The sequence below is a fragment of the Luteimonas sp. 9C genome (genome assembly GCF_902506295.1).
GTDB lineage: Bacteria > Pseudomonadota > Gammaproteobacteria > Xanthomonadales > Xanthomonadaceae > Luteimonas.
The window spans coordinates 420,813-435,771 of sequence record NZ_LR733313.1 but is presented as its reverse complement, the minus strand read 5'-3'; the positions used below and the strand labels follow the sequence as shown (position 1 = coordinate 435,771).

At 70.7% G+C, this 14,959-nt stretch carries 14 protein-coding genes; 9 read left to right on the top strand and 5 right to left on the bottom strand.

Features of this window, described 5'->3' with window-relative positions; genetic code table 11:
- Nucleotides 1-177: 177 nt before the first annotated feature.
- On the bottom strand, nt 178-2,196 hold the full coding sequence (locus CURTO8I2_RS15020; RefSeq protein ID WP_159682046.1) for a M3 family metallopeptidase: 2,019 nt from the start codon (nt 2,194-2,196) through the stop codon (nt 178-180).
- 128 nt (nt 2,197-2,324) lie between these two features.
- Here CURTO8I2_RS15020 and CURTO8I2_RS15015 point away from each other — a divergent pair, with 128 nt between their 5' ends.
- Nucleotides 2,325-3,956, top strand: a complete 1,632-nt coding sequence (locus CURTO8I2_RS15015; protein ID WP_159682045.1) for a Na+/H+ antiporter — start codon at nt 2,325-2,327, stop codon at nt 3,954-3,956.
- Nucleotides 3,957-3,999: 43 nt separating this feature from the next.
- On the opposite strand, the gene CURTO8I2_RS15010 is transcribed toward CURTO8I2_RS15015, so the two are convergent.
- The gene (locus tag CURTO8I2_RS15010; protein WP_159682044.1) at nt 4,000-4,299 is read right to left on the bottom strand and encodes a DUF2218 domain-containing protein; all 300 of its coding nucleotides are present in this window, start codon (nt 4,297-4,299) and stop codon (nt 4,000-4,002) included.
- A 141-nt stretch (nt 4,300-4,440) separates the two neighbouring features.
- Here CURTO8I2_RS15010 and CURTO8I2_RS15005 point away from each other — a divergent pair, with 141 nt between their 5' ends.
- Nucleotides 4,441-5,115 carry a phosphoglycolate phosphatase gene (locus CURTO8I2_RS15005; RefSeq protein ID WP_159682043.1) on the top strand — a complete coding sequence of 225 codons (675 nt, stop codon included), beginning with the start codon at nt 4,441-4,443 and terminating at the stop codon, nt 5,113-5,115.
- A gap of 57 nt (nt 5,116-5,172) precedes the next feature.
- On the opposite strand, the gene CURTO8I2_RS15000 is transcribed toward CURTO8I2_RS15005, so the two are convergent.
- Entirely contained in the window at nt 5,173-6,147 is a 975-nt protein-coding gene (locus CURTO8I2_RS15000) for a mitochondrial fission ELM1 family protein (protein ID WP_236551179.1), read from the bottom strand.
- Nucleotides 6,148-6,242: 95 nt separating this feature from the next.
- On the opposite strand from CURTO8I2_RS15000, the gene CURTO8I2_RS14995 reads away from it, so the two are divergent.
- From CURTO8I2_RS14995 to CURTO8I2_RS14970, 6 genes are all read left to right on the top strand, one after another.
- Entirely contained in the window at nt 6,243-6,830 is a 588-nt protein-coding gene (locus CURTO8I2_RS14995) for a malonic semialdehyde reductase (protein ID WP_159682041.1), read from the top strand.
- 67 nt (nt 6,831-6,897) lie between these two features.
- The gene (locus CURTO8I2_RS14990) at nt 6,898-7,614 is read left to right on the top strand and encodes a YceI family protein (RefSeq protein WP_159682040.1); all 717 of its coding nucleotides are present in this window, start codon (nt 6,898-6,900) and stop codon (nt 7,612-7,614) included.
- Nucleotides 7,615-7,690: 76 nt separating this feature from the next.
- Nucleotides 7,691-8,371, top strand: coding sequence for a hypothetical protein (locus tag CURTO8I2_RS14985; protein WP_159682039.1), 681 nt, complete (start codon nt 7,691-7,693; stop codon nt 8,369-8,371).
- A gap of 59 nt (nt 8,372-8,430) precedes the next feature.
- Entirely contained in the window at nt 8,431-8,622 is a 192-nt protein-coding gene (locus CURTO8I2_RS14980) for a zinc-finger domain-containing protein (protein ID WP_159682038.1), read from the top strand.
- A 22-nt stretch (nt 8,623-8,644) separates the two neighbouring features.
- A complete protein-coding gene (locus CURTO8I2_RS14975; protein WP_159682037.1) occupies nt 8,645-9,766 on the top strand; it encodes a glycosyltransferase in 1,122 nt (373 codons plus the stop codon).
- Complete coding sequence (locus CURTO8I2_RS14970; RefSeq protein ID WP_159682036.1) at nt 9,741-11,096, top strand: O-antigen ligase family protein; 1,356 nt, start codon at nt 9,741-9,743, stop codon at nt 11,094-11,096. Before CURTO8I2_RS14975 ends, CURTO8I2_RS14970 begins: the two co-directional genes overlap by 26 nt.
- A 174-nt stretch (nt 11,097-11,270) precedes the next feature.
- Here the strand turns inward: CURTO8I2_RS14970 and lpxL are convergent, their stop codons facing one another.
- Nucleotides 11,271-12,179: an LpxL/LpxP family Kdo(2)-lipid IV(A) lauroyl/palmitoleoyl acyltransferase gene (lpxL, locus tag CURTO8I2_RS14965; RefSeq protein ID WP_159682035.1), complete on the bottom strand. Its 909-nt coding sequence runs from the start codon at nt 12,177-12,179 to the stop codon at nt 11,271-11,273.
- A gap of 50 nt (nt 12,180-12,229) precedes the next feature.
- On the opposite strand from lpxL, the gene waaA reads away from it, so the two are divergent.
- Complete coding sequence (waaA, locus tag CURTO8I2_RS14960; RefSeq protein ID WP_159682034.1) at nt 12,230-13,570, top strand: lipid IV(A) 3-deoxy-D-manno-octulosonic acid transferase; 1,341 nt, start codon at nt 12,230-12,232, stop codon at nt 13,568-13,570.
- Between the two features lie 12 nt (nt 13,571-13,582).
- Here waaA and CURTO8I2_RS14955 read toward each other — a convergent pair whose 3' ends face one another.
- Complete coding sequence (locus CURTO8I2_RS14955) at nt 13,583-14,950, bottom strand: TolC family outer membrane protein (protein WP_159682033.1); 1,368 nt, start codon at nt 14,948-14,950, stop codon at nt 13,583-13,585.
- Between the last annotated feature and the right edge of the window lie 9 nt (nt 14,951-14,959).

The window sequence follows — 14,959 nt, the reverse complement described above, 5'->3', positions numbered from 1 at the left end:
TGCGCTCATGCCGGCGCGCAGGCCGGGGGCGTGGCGCTAAGTCGGGGTCGGATTGCGGTCCGTTCCGGCAGCGTGCTGTGCGAGCGTCCTTCGCTCACCCCACCCCTGCGCGACAGGCGGCCTCCGCTCCCTGGGGAAGCGAGACGTCGATGCGTTCCGCCCTCGGCGGAACGTGCTTCACATCCCGCTGTGCCGCAGCAGCGCGGCGATGTCAGGATCGCGCCCGCGGAACGCGCGGAAGTTCTCGATCGCATCCCGGCTGCCACCACGCGACAGCACCTCGTCGCGGAAGCGCCGACCGGTGTCCGACAGCGGGTCCGTGGTCTCCTCGAACGCGGCGTAGGCATCCGCGCTCAGCACTTCCGCCCACTTGTAGCTGTAGTACCCGGCCGCGTAACCGCCGGCGAAGATGTGGCTGAACTGGTTGGGGAAGCGATGCCAGTCGGGGATGCGGGTCACGGCGACCTCGTCGCGTACGCGCGTGAGCAGGGCCTGCACGTCGTCCCGGGCGGCATCGAAATCCGAATGCAGCAGCATGTCGAACAGCGAGAATTCGATCTGCCGCAGCGTCTGCAGGCCGCTCTGGAAATTGCGTGCGGCCAGCATGCGGTCGAAGAGTTCGCGCGGCAGCGGTTCGCCGGTGTCGGCGTGCGCGGTCATCGCCTGCACGCGGTCCCACTCCCAGCAGAAGTTCTCCATGAACTGGCTCGGCAGCTCCACCGCGTCCCACTCCACGCCGTTGATGCCGGCGATCGGCAGGCGGTCCACCCGCGTGAGCAGCTGGTGCAGGCCGTGGCCCATCTCGTGGAACAGGGTGGTGACTTCGCCGTGCGTGAACGTGGCCGGGCGACCGCCGGTGCCGCGGCCGAAGTTGCAGACCAGATAGACCAGCGGTGTCTGCACGCCGTCGGCGGTCGCGCGGCGGTTGCGGCAGTCGTCCATCCACGCGCCGCCGCGCTTGCCTTCGCGGGCGTACAGATCGAGATAGAACTGGCCGACCAGCGTGCCGTCGGCATCGGTCAGGCGGTAGAAGCGCGCGTCCTCGTGCCACACCGGCGCCTCGTCGCGCTCGACGCGCAGGCCGTACAGCGACTGGATGACGTCGAACAGCCCGGCCAGCACCCGATCCTCGGTGAAGTAGCGCTTCACCGTCTGCGCCGAATAGTCGTAGCGCGCCTGGCGCAGCCGGTCGCTGGCGAACGACATGTCCCAGGGCTCCAGCGACGGAATGCCGAGCTGTTCGCGGGCGAAGTCCGCCAGGGCCTCGCGGTCCGCCTCGGCATGCGGCCGTGCGCGCGCGGCGAGATCGCGCAGAAACGCCAGCACCGCGTCCGGGTCGCTGGCCATCTTGGTCGCCAGCGAGAGCTCGGCGTAGTTCGTGTGGCCGAGCAGCCGTGCCTGTTGGTCGCGCAGCGCCAGAATGCGCCCGATCAGCGGCCCGTTGTCGAGCGCCTCGGGCCCGGACTCCGACGCGCGCAGACCATAGGCGCGATAGAACCGCTCGCGCAGGTCGCGGCTGGTGGCATAGGTCTGGATCGGCAGATAGGACGGCATCTGCAGCGTGAGCTTCCAGCCCGCCCGTCCGTCGCGCTCGGCCGCGGCGCGCGCGGCGGCCAGCGTCTCTTCGGGCAGGCCGTCGAGTTCGGCGAGGTCTTCGACATAGACCGCGAACGCATCGGTGGCGTCGAGCACGTGTTCGGAGAACTCGGAGGACAGCTTCGCCAGCGCCTGCTGGATCTCCGAAAACCGCGCGCGATCGGCATCGTCGAGTGCCGCGCCGCCCAGCCGGAAGTCGCGCAGGGCATGGTCGAGCACCCGGCGCTGCAGGGCGTCGAGTCCGAGCGCATCGGCCTGGTCGGACAAGGCCTGATAGGCGGCGAACAACGCCTGGTCCTGCCCCAGCGCGCTGAAGAACCCCGTCACCTTGGGCAGCGCGGCGTTGTAGGCCTCGCGCATGACCGGCGTGTTGACCACCGCATTGAGATGACCGACCTGGTTCCAGGCCCGGCCCAGACGCTGGGTGGCGTCCTCCAGCGGCGCGACCACGCGGTCCCAGGTCACCGGCTGGGTGCGGCCCGCCAGCGCCAGGGCCGCTCCGGCTTCGGTGACCAGCGCGTCGATCGCCGGCGCCACATGGGCCGGCTCGATCTCGTCGAAACGCGGCAGGCCGGATTGATCCAGCAGCGGATTGTCCATCGGAGCGTCCATCACAAGCGGGGAGCGCGATTCTAGGTGCGGGCCGATGCAGGGCCCGTGTGGACGCCGCGCCAGCGCGCTTCGGCGCTATCGTGACGGCCTCGCTCCCCGCGCCGCGCCGTTCCGCAATGCATTCGATCGAAGTCGTGCTGGTGATGCTGCTGGCGGTGGTCGCCAGCGGTTACCTGACCCGCGTGCTGCCGCGCTGGCTGCCGTTGCCCCTGCCGCTGGTGCAGATCGCGCTGGGGGCGACGATCGCGGGCGTGTTCGGCCAGGGCGTCGCGCTCGATCCGCACCTGTTCTTCGTACTGTTCCTGCCGCCGCTGCTGTTTCTCGACGGCTGGCGGATTCCCAAGGGCGGCCTGTTCCGCGACCGCGGCGTGATCCTGCAGCTTGCGCTGGGCCTGGTGGTATTCACCGTCATCGGCGCGGGGCTGCTGATCCACTGGATGATTCCGGTGATGCCGCTGGCGGTCGCGTTCGCTCTGGCGGCGATCCTGTCGCCGACCGATCCGGTGGCGGTGTCCTCGATCGCCGCGCGCGCGCCGATTCCCAAGCGGGTGATGCACATCCTGGAAGGCGAATCGCTGCTCAACGACGCGTCCGGCCTGGTGTGTTTCCGCTTCGCCGTCGCCGCCGCGCTGACCGGCACGTTCTCGCTGCTGTCGGCGTCGCTGACCTTCCTGTGGCTGGCGCTGGCCGGGGTCGCGGTCGGCGTGTTGCTGACCATCGGCATCAACCGCGGCCACGCGCTGGTCTCGCGCGTGTTCGGCGAGGAGGCCGGCACGCCGATCCTGATCAGCCTGCTGACCCCGTTCGGCGCCTATCTGCTGGCCGAGCAGGTCGGTGCGTCGGGCATCCTGGCCGCGGTCGCCGCGGGCGTGACGATGAGCTACGTCGAACTCAGCGGCCGTGCACTGGCGACCACGCGCGTGCAGCGCGCCGCCGTGTGGGACACGGTGCAGTTCTCGCTCAACGGCATCATCTTCGTCCTGCTGGGCGAACAGTTGCCGTGGATCCTCGAACGCGCGGTGCGTTCGGTGCGCGAGGCCGGCCATGTCGATCCGTGGTGGCTGGCGGTCTACGTGTTCGCGATCTACGGCGGGCTGTTCGCGTTGCGCTTCGCCTGGGTCTGGGTGTCGCTGCGCATCGGGCTCCACCGCAGCGGACGCCACGACACCCGGCCGCGCATCCGCCTCGTCGCGGCGATGTCGCTGGCGGGCGTGCGCGGCGCGATCACCCTGGCCGGCGTGCTGACCCTGCCGCTGGTGCTCGACGACGGCACCCCGTTCCCGACCCGGGACCTGGCGATCTTTCTCGCCGCCGCGGTGATCATCCTGTCGCTGCTGCTGGGCAGCTTCGCGTTGCCGCGGCTGCTGCGCGGACTGGAAGTGCCCGAGGAAGACGAGGACGACCGCGAGGTCGACCTGGCCCGCCACGAGGCGGCGGTCGCCGCCGTGGCCGCGGTCGAACGCGCGCAGCACGGGCTGCCGGCCGCGCAGGCCAACCCCGACCTCTACGCCAGCGCGGCGGTGCGGGTCATGGCCCTGTACGAGGAACGGCTGCGCCGCGAGGGCGCGCTGGGCGTGGACGCCGCCGCGCTGCGCCGCGCCGACGAGGCCGAGCGCGCGCTGCGCCTGGCGGGCGTGCACGCCGAGCGCGAACGCATCTACGCGCTCGCCCGGCATCGCGACATCTCGGAAGAAGTCGCGCGCAAGCTGGTGCGCGATCTGGATCTGATGGAGGCGCGGTACCGCTAGGTCCAGCCCGTCCCCGCTCGAGGAGGCGGGCTTGTCGGCGCGCTCAGCCCGGCTGCCAGTCGAACGCCAGCGTCTCGTCCCGCGCGAAGCGCTGGAGGTGGTTCTCGATGACGGTCTGGTAGCGCTCGCTGTCCTCGGCCGTCGGCTGGGTCAGCACGATGCGCAGCGTGTCGTCCTCGACGAAAAAGTCGGCGCCGTTGTCCTCCCCCTGGAACGGGATGAAGGCGTGGCCTTCCTCGTCGTCGCGGGTGATCTCGAACTTGTGCCGCCAGTGGTTGCACAAGGTGCGGAGCAGACGCGGGGCATCGTTGGACGCGGTGGTCGCGGTGGTGGTGATCGACATCGTGGAACTCCTGCGAGCGGCGCGTCGCCGCGGCCGCGAGCATAGGCCCAAGCCGATGACGCGGTGAACCCCCGGACCCCAACGCAGCGTTGCACGGCCGATGCCGCACACTGTGCGGCCCCGTGTCCCTGCAGGTGCTCCATGACTGATGCCGCCGCGCCGCGCGCGTTTCCCTGGCCGGTCGTGCTGTTCGATCTCGACGGCACCCTCGTCGACAGCGCGTCCGACATCGCCGCCGCGGTCAACCGCCTGCTGGCCGAACTCGGCCATCCGCAGGTCGACGAGGCCACGGTGCGCAGCTGGATCGGCGACGGCGCGCGCCAGCTGATCACCTCGGCGCTGCAGCATGCGGGCGAGACGCAGACGGTGGATGCGGTGATGCCGCGTTTCATGCGCCACTACGGGGACTGCCTGCTGCTCGAGCCGCGCCTGTATCCGGGCGTCGAATCGACCCTGCAGGCGCTGCAGTCCGCCGGCGTGCGCATGGCGGTCTGCACCAACAAGCCGTCGCAGTTCGTGCCGCCGCTGCTCGAAGCGCTAGGCATCGACGGCTACTTCGACGCGGTGCTCGGCGCGGGCGATCTGCCCGAGCGCAAGCCGCATCCGCTGCCGCTGCTGCATCTGGCCGATGGCTTCGGCGTCGATATCACGCAGTGCCTGATGGTCGGCGATTCGGCGGCCGATGCCGGCGCGGCGATCGCGGCCGGCGCGCCCCTGGTGCTGGTCGCCTACGGCTACCGGCGCGATTTCGATCTGCATGGTTGCGGCGCGCGTGCGGTGATCGACCGGTTCGAGGCGCTGCTCGAATTGCGCTGACGCGGTCTGGTATGCGATGGGTTTCGCCATCCTACGAAGCGCTGCACGCGCAAGCACTCAACGCGCGAACAACACAGCACGCACCTCGGCCGCGATGCGCGCGGTCTCGCGCAGCGGCGTGACGTCGAACGCCGGCAGCGCATCCCCGAACGGACGGGCGCGTCCATCGGCGATCAGGCCATCGACGAAGCGCTGCGGGGCGCCGTCGAGCGGTCCGGGCGCGAACACATGGACCGGTGCGTGCGTCGCGCAGGCCTCGGACAGCATGTTGACCGAGTCCGACGAACACACGATCCGATCGGCCCAGCCCAGCATGCCGGCATAGGGATTCGCGCCGTCGCGTGCGTCCGCCCAGACGCTGGCGGCGCGGCCGGCATAGCGCGCACGCAGCGCATCGCGCACCGCCGGCGACGTGCGCCGCGATCCGGTCAGCAGCAGGCTGCCGCCCTCGCGCGCAACGACCGCATCGAGCCGGTCGGCGAGCGCGGTGAACGCGGCGACGTCGAAGCGGCCGTGACGCGAGTCGCCGCCGAGCAGCACCGCGATCCGCGGGCCGGGCAGGGCGCCGAATGCCGGGTGGGCATCGCGCGCAGCGGCCAGCCACGCATCGTCGACCGGATGCAGGCTCCCGCGTGCGACGAGGACGTTGTCGCCGCGCAGGGCGTCGTGCTCGGGCACGACGACGAGATCCCAATGCCGCGGATCGATGCGCGGATCGAGGATCTGCACCGTGCGCGCGCCGCGCTGCCCGGCCAGCCGGGTCGCCAGCGCCGCCTGGCGGCCGCAGCCGATCGCGAGCGCCGGCGCAGCGTCCAGTCCTGCGGCAAAGTCGCGGCCGAAGGCGTGCGACGCGAACGGCAGCCGGCGCGGCGCGGCCCAGCGCCATGGCGCATGCGGCGCCAGATGCAAGGCATCAGGCTGGGCAGAGAGCGCAGCGGCAAGCGCTTCGGCCTGGCGCGCGTTGCCGGCGCGCCCATCGCTGAGTGCCCAGATCCGTCCGTAATCCCCGTCTTCGCCTGGCCCACGTTCCACGTATGTGATCATCCGTTCTGCGCCGTCGCACGCGTCGCGCCGCCGCAGGACTCTACACTGCGGCCCTGCCTGGCCCATCCGATCCGAGGTTGCCGATGACCGATGTTCTGCCCGATGCCGCGCTCGACCAGCTGTTCCGCACCGCCCGCACCTACAACGGGTTCAGTGGCGAGATCAGTGACGACACGCTGCGCCAGCTCTACGACCTGCTGAAGTTCGCACCGACGTCGGCCAATTCCTCGCCCGCGCGCTTCGTGTTCGTGAAGTCGGCCGAAGCCAAGGCGAAGCTCGGGCCGGCGCTCTCCGAAGGCAATTACGAGAAGACGATGTCGGCGCCGGTGATCGTGATCGTCGCCCACGACGAGGACTTCCACGAGAAGCTGCCGTTCCTGTTTCCGCACACCGATGCCAAGAGCTGGTTCGACGGTCCGCGCGAGAACCGCGAAGTGCCGGCATTCCGCAATGGCAGCCTGCAGGGCGCCTATCTGATCCTAGCCGCGCGCGCGCTGGGTCTCGATACCGGTGCGATGTCCGGCTTCGACAACGCCAAGGTCGACGAAGCATTCTTCGCCGGCACGGCGATCAAGTCGAACTTCCTGGTCAATCTGGGCACCGGCGATCCCTCGACGATCTTCCCGCGTTCGCCGCGCCTGCCCTTCGACGAAGCCGCGCGCATCGTCTGATCTTCCGCCCGCGCGCCGGCGATCCGGCCGCGCGGTTTCCGCCCACCACCCGTTCGAGGATCCGCCCATGCGTACCGCCCACCTGCTGCTCCCGCTTGCCGCCGCCCTTGCCCTCGCCGCCTGCGCCCAGCAGGATCCGGCGCCGGCGGATGCCACCCCGCCTGCCGCCACCGCCACCGCGCAGCCGGCGACCGAGCCGATGACCGACACCGCACCGGCCGCCGACGCCATCACCGGCGTGTCGGGCACCTACGTGCTCGACCCCAAGCACACCGACGTCATCGCCCAGTGGAGCCATTTCGGCTTCTCCAATCCGATCGCGCACTTCGGCGAAGTCTCCGGCCAGATCGTCTACGACGCCGAGAACGTCGGCGCGTCGTCGGTCGAGGTCACGCTGCCGCTGTCGGGCCTGAACTCGCACGTCGGCGATTTCGACGACCACCTGCGCAGCGCCGATTTCTTCGACGCGGCCAAGTTCCCGAACGCCACGTTCAAGAGCACCGCGGTCGAGAGCGCCGGCACCAACCAGCTCAAGGTCACCGGTGACCTGACGATCAAGGACATCACCAAGCCGGTGGTGCTGGACGTCACGATCAACAAGTTCGGCGAGCAGCCGATGGCCAAGCGCGCCGCCGCCGGTTTCGACGCGGTCGCGCAGATCAAGCGCAGCGACTTCGGCGTGGGCGCGTATGCGCCGAACGTCAGCGATGAAGTCGAACTGCGCATCACCACCGAGGCCGTCGTCGCCGAAGGCGCCGCCCCGGCCGCGCCTGCCGCGCAGTAAGCTTCCGCGTCACGACGCCGGCGCACGGGTCTCCCGAGCGCCGGCGTTTTCGTTTCCGCGATCCGGATCTGCCGTCATGAAAGTCCAACGTCCCGCCGACCAGCGCGGCCGCACCACGCACGGCGATCGCACGCGCCTGTGCACGTTCTCCAGCGGTGATTTCCACGATCCCGACTGGCTGGGCTTCGGCGCGCTGCGCCAGCTCAACGAGGAGCATCTGCCGCCGGGCGCGACCGTGCCCGCGCAGCGCGTGGCGAACATGGAGCTGCTGGTCCTGGTGCTCGACGGCGTCCTGGGCCGCGACGGCGCCGCGCTCGAGGCCGGTGCGCTGGCCTGGACCGGCGCCGGTCATGCCAGCGATACGCCGGTCGAAACCGCAGGCGCCGAGGGTGCGCGCGTGCTGCGCATCGCGATCCAGCCCGACCGGGTCAATCTGTCGCCGGCCACGGGCGTCATGCGGGTGGCCGGCGACGCGGGTTGGACGCTGCTCGCCGCGCCCGATGGCGCCGCGGGCAGCCTGCCGATCCGCCAGCAGGCCGGGCTGCACCATGCGCGCATCGCACCGGGTGCACGTCTGGGCCTGACGCTCGACGCCACGCAGCGGCACTGGCTGCAGGTCCTGCGCGGGGGCGTGACGCTCGACGGGCAGACGCTCGCGGCCGGCGATGCGCTGGGCTGGCATGCGGAGACCGTCGTCACCGGTCTCGTCGCCACGCACGACGGCGCCGAACTGCTGCTGATCACCCTGCCGGGCTGAGCCCGTCTGCACGGTCGCGCGCTAGAATGGCGGCCTCCACGCCGATGAACACCGCCGTCATGACCGCAGCCCCGACGCAAGCCAATGCCGCCCAGCGCTATGAAGTGCGCCGCGCCGACCTGCCGCTGAGCTGCCCGCTGCCGTCGATGGCGCTGTGGAATTCGCATCCGCGCGTCTACCTGCCGATCGAAGCCGAGAACGGCGAGTCCGACTGCCCGTACTGCGGCGCGCACTTCGTTCTCGTCGACTGACCCCGGCGCGTTCCGCGCCCGTATGCGTCGACCGCTGACCGTCATCCAGTTGCTGCCCGCGTTGTCGTCGGGCGGCGTCGAGCGTTCCACGATCGAAATCGCGCAGGCGCTGGTCGATGCCGGCCATCGCGCGATCGTCGTCTCCGCGGGCGGACGTCTCGTGCCCGCGCTGGAGGCCACCGGCGCGACTCACATCGCGCTCGACATCGGTGCGAAATCGCTCCGGGTGCTGCGCCATGTGCGCACGCTGCGACGCCTGCTCGCCGACACCGGCGCCGACATCGTGCATGCCCGCTCGCGACTGCCGGCGTGGATCGGCTGGTGGGCGCTGCGTGGCCTGCCCGAAACGCGCCGCCCGCGGTTCGTCACCACCATGCACGGGCTCAATTCGCCGTCGCGCTACAGCGCGATCATGGCCCGCGGCGAGCGGGTCATCTGCGTGTCGGACACCGTGCGCGACTATCTGCTGCAGCACTATCCGGCGACGCCGCACGCGCGCCTGCGGGTGATTCCGCGCGGCATCGATCCGACGCAGTTCCCGGCGACGTCGCATCCGAACGCGGGTGCACGTGTCGAGATCGCGGCGCGCTGGCCCGCGCTCGGCGGCGATGGCCCGCTGCTGCTGTTGCCCGGCCGCGGCACGCGGCTCAAGGGCCACCACGATGCGATCACGCTGCTCGGCGACCTGCGCGCCGAAGGCCTGGATGCGCGCCTGTGGATGCCCGGGGCGCGCGAGGCGGGGCGCGAGGCCTATCTCGACGAACTCACCCGCGCCGCCGATGCCGCGGGATGCGGCGATGCGCTGGCGATGACCGCGCCCACCGATGCGATCGCCCGCGCCTATGCGGCCAGCGATCTGGTGCTGCAGCTCTCGCGCAAGCCCGAAGCGTTCGGCCGCACCGTGCTCGAAGCGCTGTCGTGCGCGCGGCCGGTGGTCGGCTGGGCGCATGGCGGCGTCGGCGAACTGCTCGCGCAACTGCAGCCCGAGGGCACGGTGGCGCCGTTCGATCGCGTCGCGTTGGCGCACGCCGCACGCGCGCTGGTCACGCGAGCGCCGGCGCGAGCCGGTACGATGCCCGACACGCTGCGTGCGATGCAGGAGGCGACCCTCGCGGTCTATGACGAGTTCGACGACGACAACTGAAACCGCGAGCGGTGCCTCTGCGCCGCGCCCCGTCGGCTGGCGCTGGGCGCCGCACTGGGTCCTGGCCTTCGTGATCCTGTGGCCTGCGCCCGGCTACGCCGAGGGCGTGATGGTGCTGGGCGCGCTGGCGGCGATCATCCATCTGGTCGGCGCGCGATTCCGCGGCGGTGCCGCCCTGCTCAGCGCGCCGGCCTGGGCGCTGACCAGCGTGCTGTTCTTCGCCTACTGGCTGCCCCAGCTGGTCTCGGCAGTGGATTCGGTCGATGTCGGGCGCGCGCTGCGCGAGGCGCTGGTCGACCTGCGCTATCTCCCGTTCCTGTGGCTGGTGGCGTCCGCGGTCGCGACGCGCCGCGGCCGGCGCATCACGCTGGGCGGGCTGGCGGTGATCGTCGCGGTGTGGACGATCGACGGTCTGTGCGAAGTCGTGTTCGGCACCAGCCCGCTGTTCTTCGGCATCGACCAGCTCAAGCAGCTGATCAGCAGCCGGCCGATGTGCACGGTCGACCAGATCGCCGCCGCGGACCGCCTCGGCGGTGTGCTGGGCCCCTGCAATCTCAAGCTCGGCGTGGTGCTGGCCAGTCTGTCGCCGTTCGGGCTGTACTGGGCGGGCCGCCGCTTCGGCGCCAGCGGCTGGGTGATCGCGAGCGCGGCGATCGGCATCGTGCTGCTGTTTGCCGGCTCGCGCGCGTCGTGGCTGACCTATGCGCTGGTGCTGCTGTTCTCCGGCTGGCGCCTGCTCGGCTGGCGTCGCCTGCTGGCGGTGTTCGCGGCCGGGCTCGTCGTGGCCGTGGTCGCGGCCGTGGGTTCGCCGCAGGTGCGTGACCGCATCGAGCGCACCGCGATGGGGCTGTCGGCCGACGAGGCCGGCGTCGACAACGCGCTGTCGGGTCGCGCGCGCATCTGGGACGCGGCGCTGTGCATGGTCCGCGAGAATCCGGTCAACGGCGTCGGTGCTCGGGGCTTTCGCGAAGCCTTTGCCGGCTGTGATCCGCGACCGGGCGAACTGGCGGCCTGGGGCGATGGGCCTGCGTTCCACGCCCACCAGATCGTGCTCGAGATCGGCAGCGAGACCGGACTCATCGGCCTGCTGATGTGGCTGGCGGGCGTGGCGATGGCCTGGCGCGCCTGGCGCTTCGCCACACCCGACGCACGCGAACAGGCGCGGCCGGCGATGCTCGCGCTCGCGGTGACGGTGTTCCCGCTCAACACGCATCTCGCGTTCTATTCGACGTTCTGGGGCGGCTTCACGCTGCTGCTGTCTGCCCTGTACGCCGGCAGCCTGCTCGCGCGCGTGGAGCCGGTGCAGCCGCAGGACGGCGTGCTGCGCTGATCGAGATCCGTCGGATGGGTAGAGCGCAGCGACACCTATCGTCGCCATGCGCGTACTCGCGATCGCAGCCATCGATGCAGCACCGCCGATCTCGGCAGATGCACGACTCCATCAATCAGAACAATGATGGGTTTCGCTGCGCTCTGCCCATCCGACGTAGGCGGTCGCCTTCGCTCAGTACAGCGATGCTCCATCCGGTTGCCGCTTGAAGCGCCGGTGGATCCACAGGTACTGGTCGGGCGCCGCGCGGACCATGTCCTCGATGCCGGCGATGACCGTCGCGGTGTCCGCGGTCGCGTCCTGCGTCGGATACGGCGCGGGCGCCGGAGACAGCGTCAGCGTGTAGCCGCCGTCGTCGCGGCGCACATGCCGGTAGAACACCACCGCCGCACCCGACAGGCGCGCGAGCGAGTGGGTCGACGTGAGGCTGTGCGCAGAGCGGCCGAAGAACGGCACGTAGACCGCGTCGCCGCCACTGGGATCCTGGTCGGGCGCGTACCACAGCAGGCCGCCGCGCTTGAGGTGGCGCACCACCCCGCGCACGTCGCGCTTGGGAAACATCGCCGCGGCGTAGCGCGCGCGCCCGCGGCGCACCGCCCATTCCATCGCCGCTTCCGAATGCGGGCGATACATGCCGGCCAGCGGGATGTGGTCGCACATCAGGCGGCCGCAGACTTCGAGCGTGGTGAAGTGGCCGGACACGACGATCACGCCACGCCCCGCCGCGCGCGCGGATTCGACATGCTCGACGCCTTCGACGACCAGTCCGCGCCGCAGCGGTGCGATCGAGCCCCACCAGGCGCGTGCGAATTCGAACAGGCCGATGCCCAGCGCGTGGAAATGGCGACGCAGCAGCGCATCGCGCGCAGGCGCGTCGAGTTCGGGAAAACACAGTTCGAGATTGCGCGCCGCGACCCGGCGACGGGCCGCCAGCGCGACGCGCAAGGTGGCGCCGAGTCCGCGTCCGAGCGCGCGCTGCAGTGGCCACGGGATCCGCGCCGCGAGCGCCATCAGGCCGATGCCGAGCCACGCCGGCCAGTGGCGGGGCGCGAGCGGCGGGCGGGGCAGGGGCGGCGTCGACATCGGGCCATTGTAGAAGGTGGAGCCGTGCAGGCATCCGCTATCCTGTGCCGATGCCGGCCGACACCACAGAACGACTGCTGCGCGGCCTCTACTCGGCCCTGCTCGTCGTGCTCGCGCCGATCACGGTCTATCACCTGATCTGGCGCGGCTTCCGGCAGTCGGCCTACCTGCTGCGCTGGGACGAGCGCTACGGCATCTACCGCACGCCGCCGCTGACGGCGCCGGTGTGGGTGCACGCCGTCTCGGTAGGCGAGGTCAACGCCGCGGCGCCGCTGATCAACGCACTGCTCGCCCGCGATCCGGCGCGTCGCCTGCTGGTCACGACGATCACGCCGACCGGTTCGGAGCGCGTGCGGGCGCTGTGGGGCACGCGCGTCGAGCACGTCTACCTGCCCTACGACCTGTCGGGCGCGGTGCGGCGTTTCCTGCGTCATTTCCGTCCGCAGATCGGCCTGATCGTCGAGACCGAACTATGGCCGAACCTGCTGTTCTGCTGCCGCGATGCCGGCGTGCCGACGGTGATCGTCAACGCACGACTGTCGGCACGTTCGCTACGCGGCTATCGCGTGCTGCGCCCGCTGGTCGGCCGCGCGCTGCGCACGGTCCGCCGCGTCGCGACGCAGTCCGGGGACGACGGCAAGCGTTTCGTCAAACTCGGTGCGCTGCGCGAGGCGGTGATCGACACCGGCAACCTCAAGTTCGACATCACCCTCGACGACGCAAAGATCGCGAAGTTGCTCGCCGACTTCCGCGGCCACGCCGGCGCGCGGCCGGTGTGGATCGCGGCCAGCACGCATCCCGAAGAGGAAGCGGCGGTCATCGGCATCCACCGCCGCCTGCGCGTGCGATGGCCCGACCTGCTGCTGATCTGGGCGCCGCGCCATCCCGAGCGGTTCCGCAGCGCGATGCAGCTCGCCGTCGATGCCGGCTGGCGCGTGGCCACCCGCGCGCTGACCACCTGGCCCGATGCCGGCGACGACGTCTTCGTGCTCGACACCCTCGGTGAACTGGGCCAGTTCTTCGCCTGCGCCGACGTGTCCTTCGTCGGCGGCAGCCTGCAGGACATCGGCGGCCACAATCTGCTCGAGCCGGCCGCCGTCGGCACGCCGGTGGTCACCGGGCCGCACCTGCAGAACTTCACCGACATCGCCAGGCAGCTGGGGCGCGCGGAGGCGCTGCGGATCGGCGAAGACGCGGACGCGGTGCACGACCACATCGCCGCATTGCTGGACGATGCGCACGCGCGCGAGACGATGGCCGAGGCCGGCCGTGCGCTCGTCGCCAATGGCCGCGGCGCACTCGCGCGCACGCTGGCCCTGATCGAGCCGGATCTGCCGGCGCCGGATACGAAAACAGCGCGGATCCTGCGATCCGCGCCGTCGTCGTCCTGACCGCCGCAGGGCTTACTGTGGCGGCGGTGTCGCCGTGCCGTCGCCGGTCCCCGTGGACGCGCCGACGCTGTTGACGTCGACGGTCAGCTGACGGTTCACGTTCTGCAGGTTGCCGATGTCCAGCGTGCCGGCGGCCTGCTCGAGCAGCAGGCGGCTCTGCAGGAAGTTGTACTTGGCGAAGGCATAGGCCTGGCGCGCCGAGAACAGGTTCTGCTGGTTGATCAGCACGTCGATGACGGTGCGCGTACCGACTTCCAGACCGACCTGCGAGGCCTCGTAGGCGCTGTTGGCCGAGACCAGCGCCAGACGGCGTGCCTCGACTTCGGTGATGCCGGCGACGAGGTTCTGGTAGGCGCTGCGGGTGTTGCGTTCGATCGCGCGGCGCTGCGCTTCGTACTGGTCGGTGGTGATGTCGCGCTGGGCGATCGACTGGCGCACGCGCGACTGGGTGATGCCGCCGCTGAAGATCGGCACGGTCAGCGTCACGCCGATGCTGTTGGTTTCGCCACGACGCGTGAGGGTGTCGATGTTCTCGCGCCCCCAGGTGTCACTGTTGCCATAGCTGGCGCCGAGATCGAGCGTCGGCAGATGCGCCGACTTCGCTGCGGTCACGCCGTACTCGGAAGCCGTCACCTGGTAGCGCAGGGCCTGCAGCTGCGGATTCTGCTCGATCGCGGTGGCGACCCAGGCTTCCGCGTCGCGGCCTTCCGGCAGCTGCGGGGTGAAATCGTCGGGCAGGCCGCGCAGGTCGCGGATCTCCGAACCGGTGATCTCGGCCAATGCCTGGTAGGCATCCTGTAGCGCGTTGCGCTGGACGATCGTGTTCGCGCGGGCGCCGTCGTACTGGGCGCGCGCCTCGTGCACGTCGGTGATCGGTGCCAGACCCACTTCGAGACGCTTGTCGGCGAAATCGAACTGGCGCTTGAACGCGGCCTCGGCAGCCTCGGCGGCGGCCAGGGTTTCGGTCGACACCAGCACGTCGAAGTACGCCGCCGACGTCCGCGTGATCAGCGAGTCGTTGTCCGCGTCGAGCTGGAAGTCGGCCGCCGTGCTCAGCGCGCGCTGCGAACGCAGCGTCGACACCTGGCCCCAGTCGAACAGCACCTGGCCGGCATTGATGCCGTAACTGCGCGTCCGCCCGCGGCCCGACACGCCTGCAACGCGGCTGTCGGTCAGCGAGGCGCTGCCGTTGATCTGAGGCAGCAGTGCGCCGCGGGCCTGGACCGCGCCTTCCTTGGTCGACAGGCGCTGCGATTCGGCGATCGACAGCGTCGGATCATTGGTGCGGGCCAGCTCGTAGGTCTGGACGAGATCGGCGGCCAGCAACGGACTGGACGTCAGCGCGAGTGCGAGCGACAGGAACAGGGGGCGGCGGAACATGGAGGATCC

Bases quoted from the DNA above. Each gene is read 5' to 3' on its own strand.
- CURTO8I2_RS15020 (WP_159682046.1), bottom strand. From the start codon at position 2,196: ATGGACAATCCGCTGCTGGATCAATCCGGCCTGCCGCGTTTCGACGAG.
- CURTO8I2_RS15015 (WP_159682045.1), top strand. From the start codon at position 2,325: ATGCATTCGATCGAAGTCGTGCTGGTGATGCTGCTGGCGGTGGTCGCC.
- CURTO8I2_RS15010 (WP_159682044.1), bottom strand. From the start codon at position 4,299: ATGTCGATCACCACCACCGCGACCACCGCGTCCAACGATGCCCCGCGT.
- CURTO8I2_RS15005 (WP_159682043.1), top strand. From the start codon at position 4,441: ATGACTGATGCCGCCGCGCCGCGCGCGTTTCCCTGGCCGGTCGTGCTG.
- CURTO8I2_RS14995 (WP_159682041.1), top strand. From the start codon at position 6,243: ATGACCGATGTTCTGCCCGATGCCGCGCTCGACCAGCTGTTCCGCACC.
- CURTO8I2_RS14990 (WP_159682040.1), top strand. From the start codon at position 6,898: ATGCGTACCGCCCACCTGCTGCTCCCGCTTGCCGCCGCCCTTGCCCTC.
- CURTO8I2_RS14985 (WP_159682039.1), top strand. From the start codon at position 7,691: ATGAAAGTCCAACGTCCCGCCGACCAGCGCGGCCGCACCACGCACGGC.
- CURTO8I2_RS14980 (WP_159682038.1), top strand. From the start codon at position 8,431: ATGACCGCAGCCCCGACGCAAGCCAATGCCGCCCAGCGCTATGAAGTG.
- CURTO8I2_RS14975 (WP_159682037.1), top strand. From the start codon at position 8,645: ATGCGTCGACCGCTGACCGTCATCCAGTTGCTGCCCGCGTTGTCGTCG.
- CURTO8I2_RS14970 (WP_159682036.1), top strand. From the start codon at position 9,741: ATGACGAGTTCGACGACGACAACTGAAACCGCGAGCGGTGCCTCTGCG.
- lpxL (WP_159682035.1), bottom strand. From the start codon at position 12,179: ATGTCGACGCCGCCCCTGCCCCGCCCGCCGCTCGCGCCCCGCCACTGG.
- waaA (WP_159682034.1), top strand. From the start codon at position 12,230: ATGCCGGCCGACACCACAGAACGACTGCTGCGCGGCCTCTACTCGGCC.
- CURTO8I2_RS14955 (WP_159682033.1), bottom strand. From the start codon at position 14,950: ATGTTCCGCCGCCCCCTGTTCCTGTCGCTCGCACTCGCGCTGACGTCC.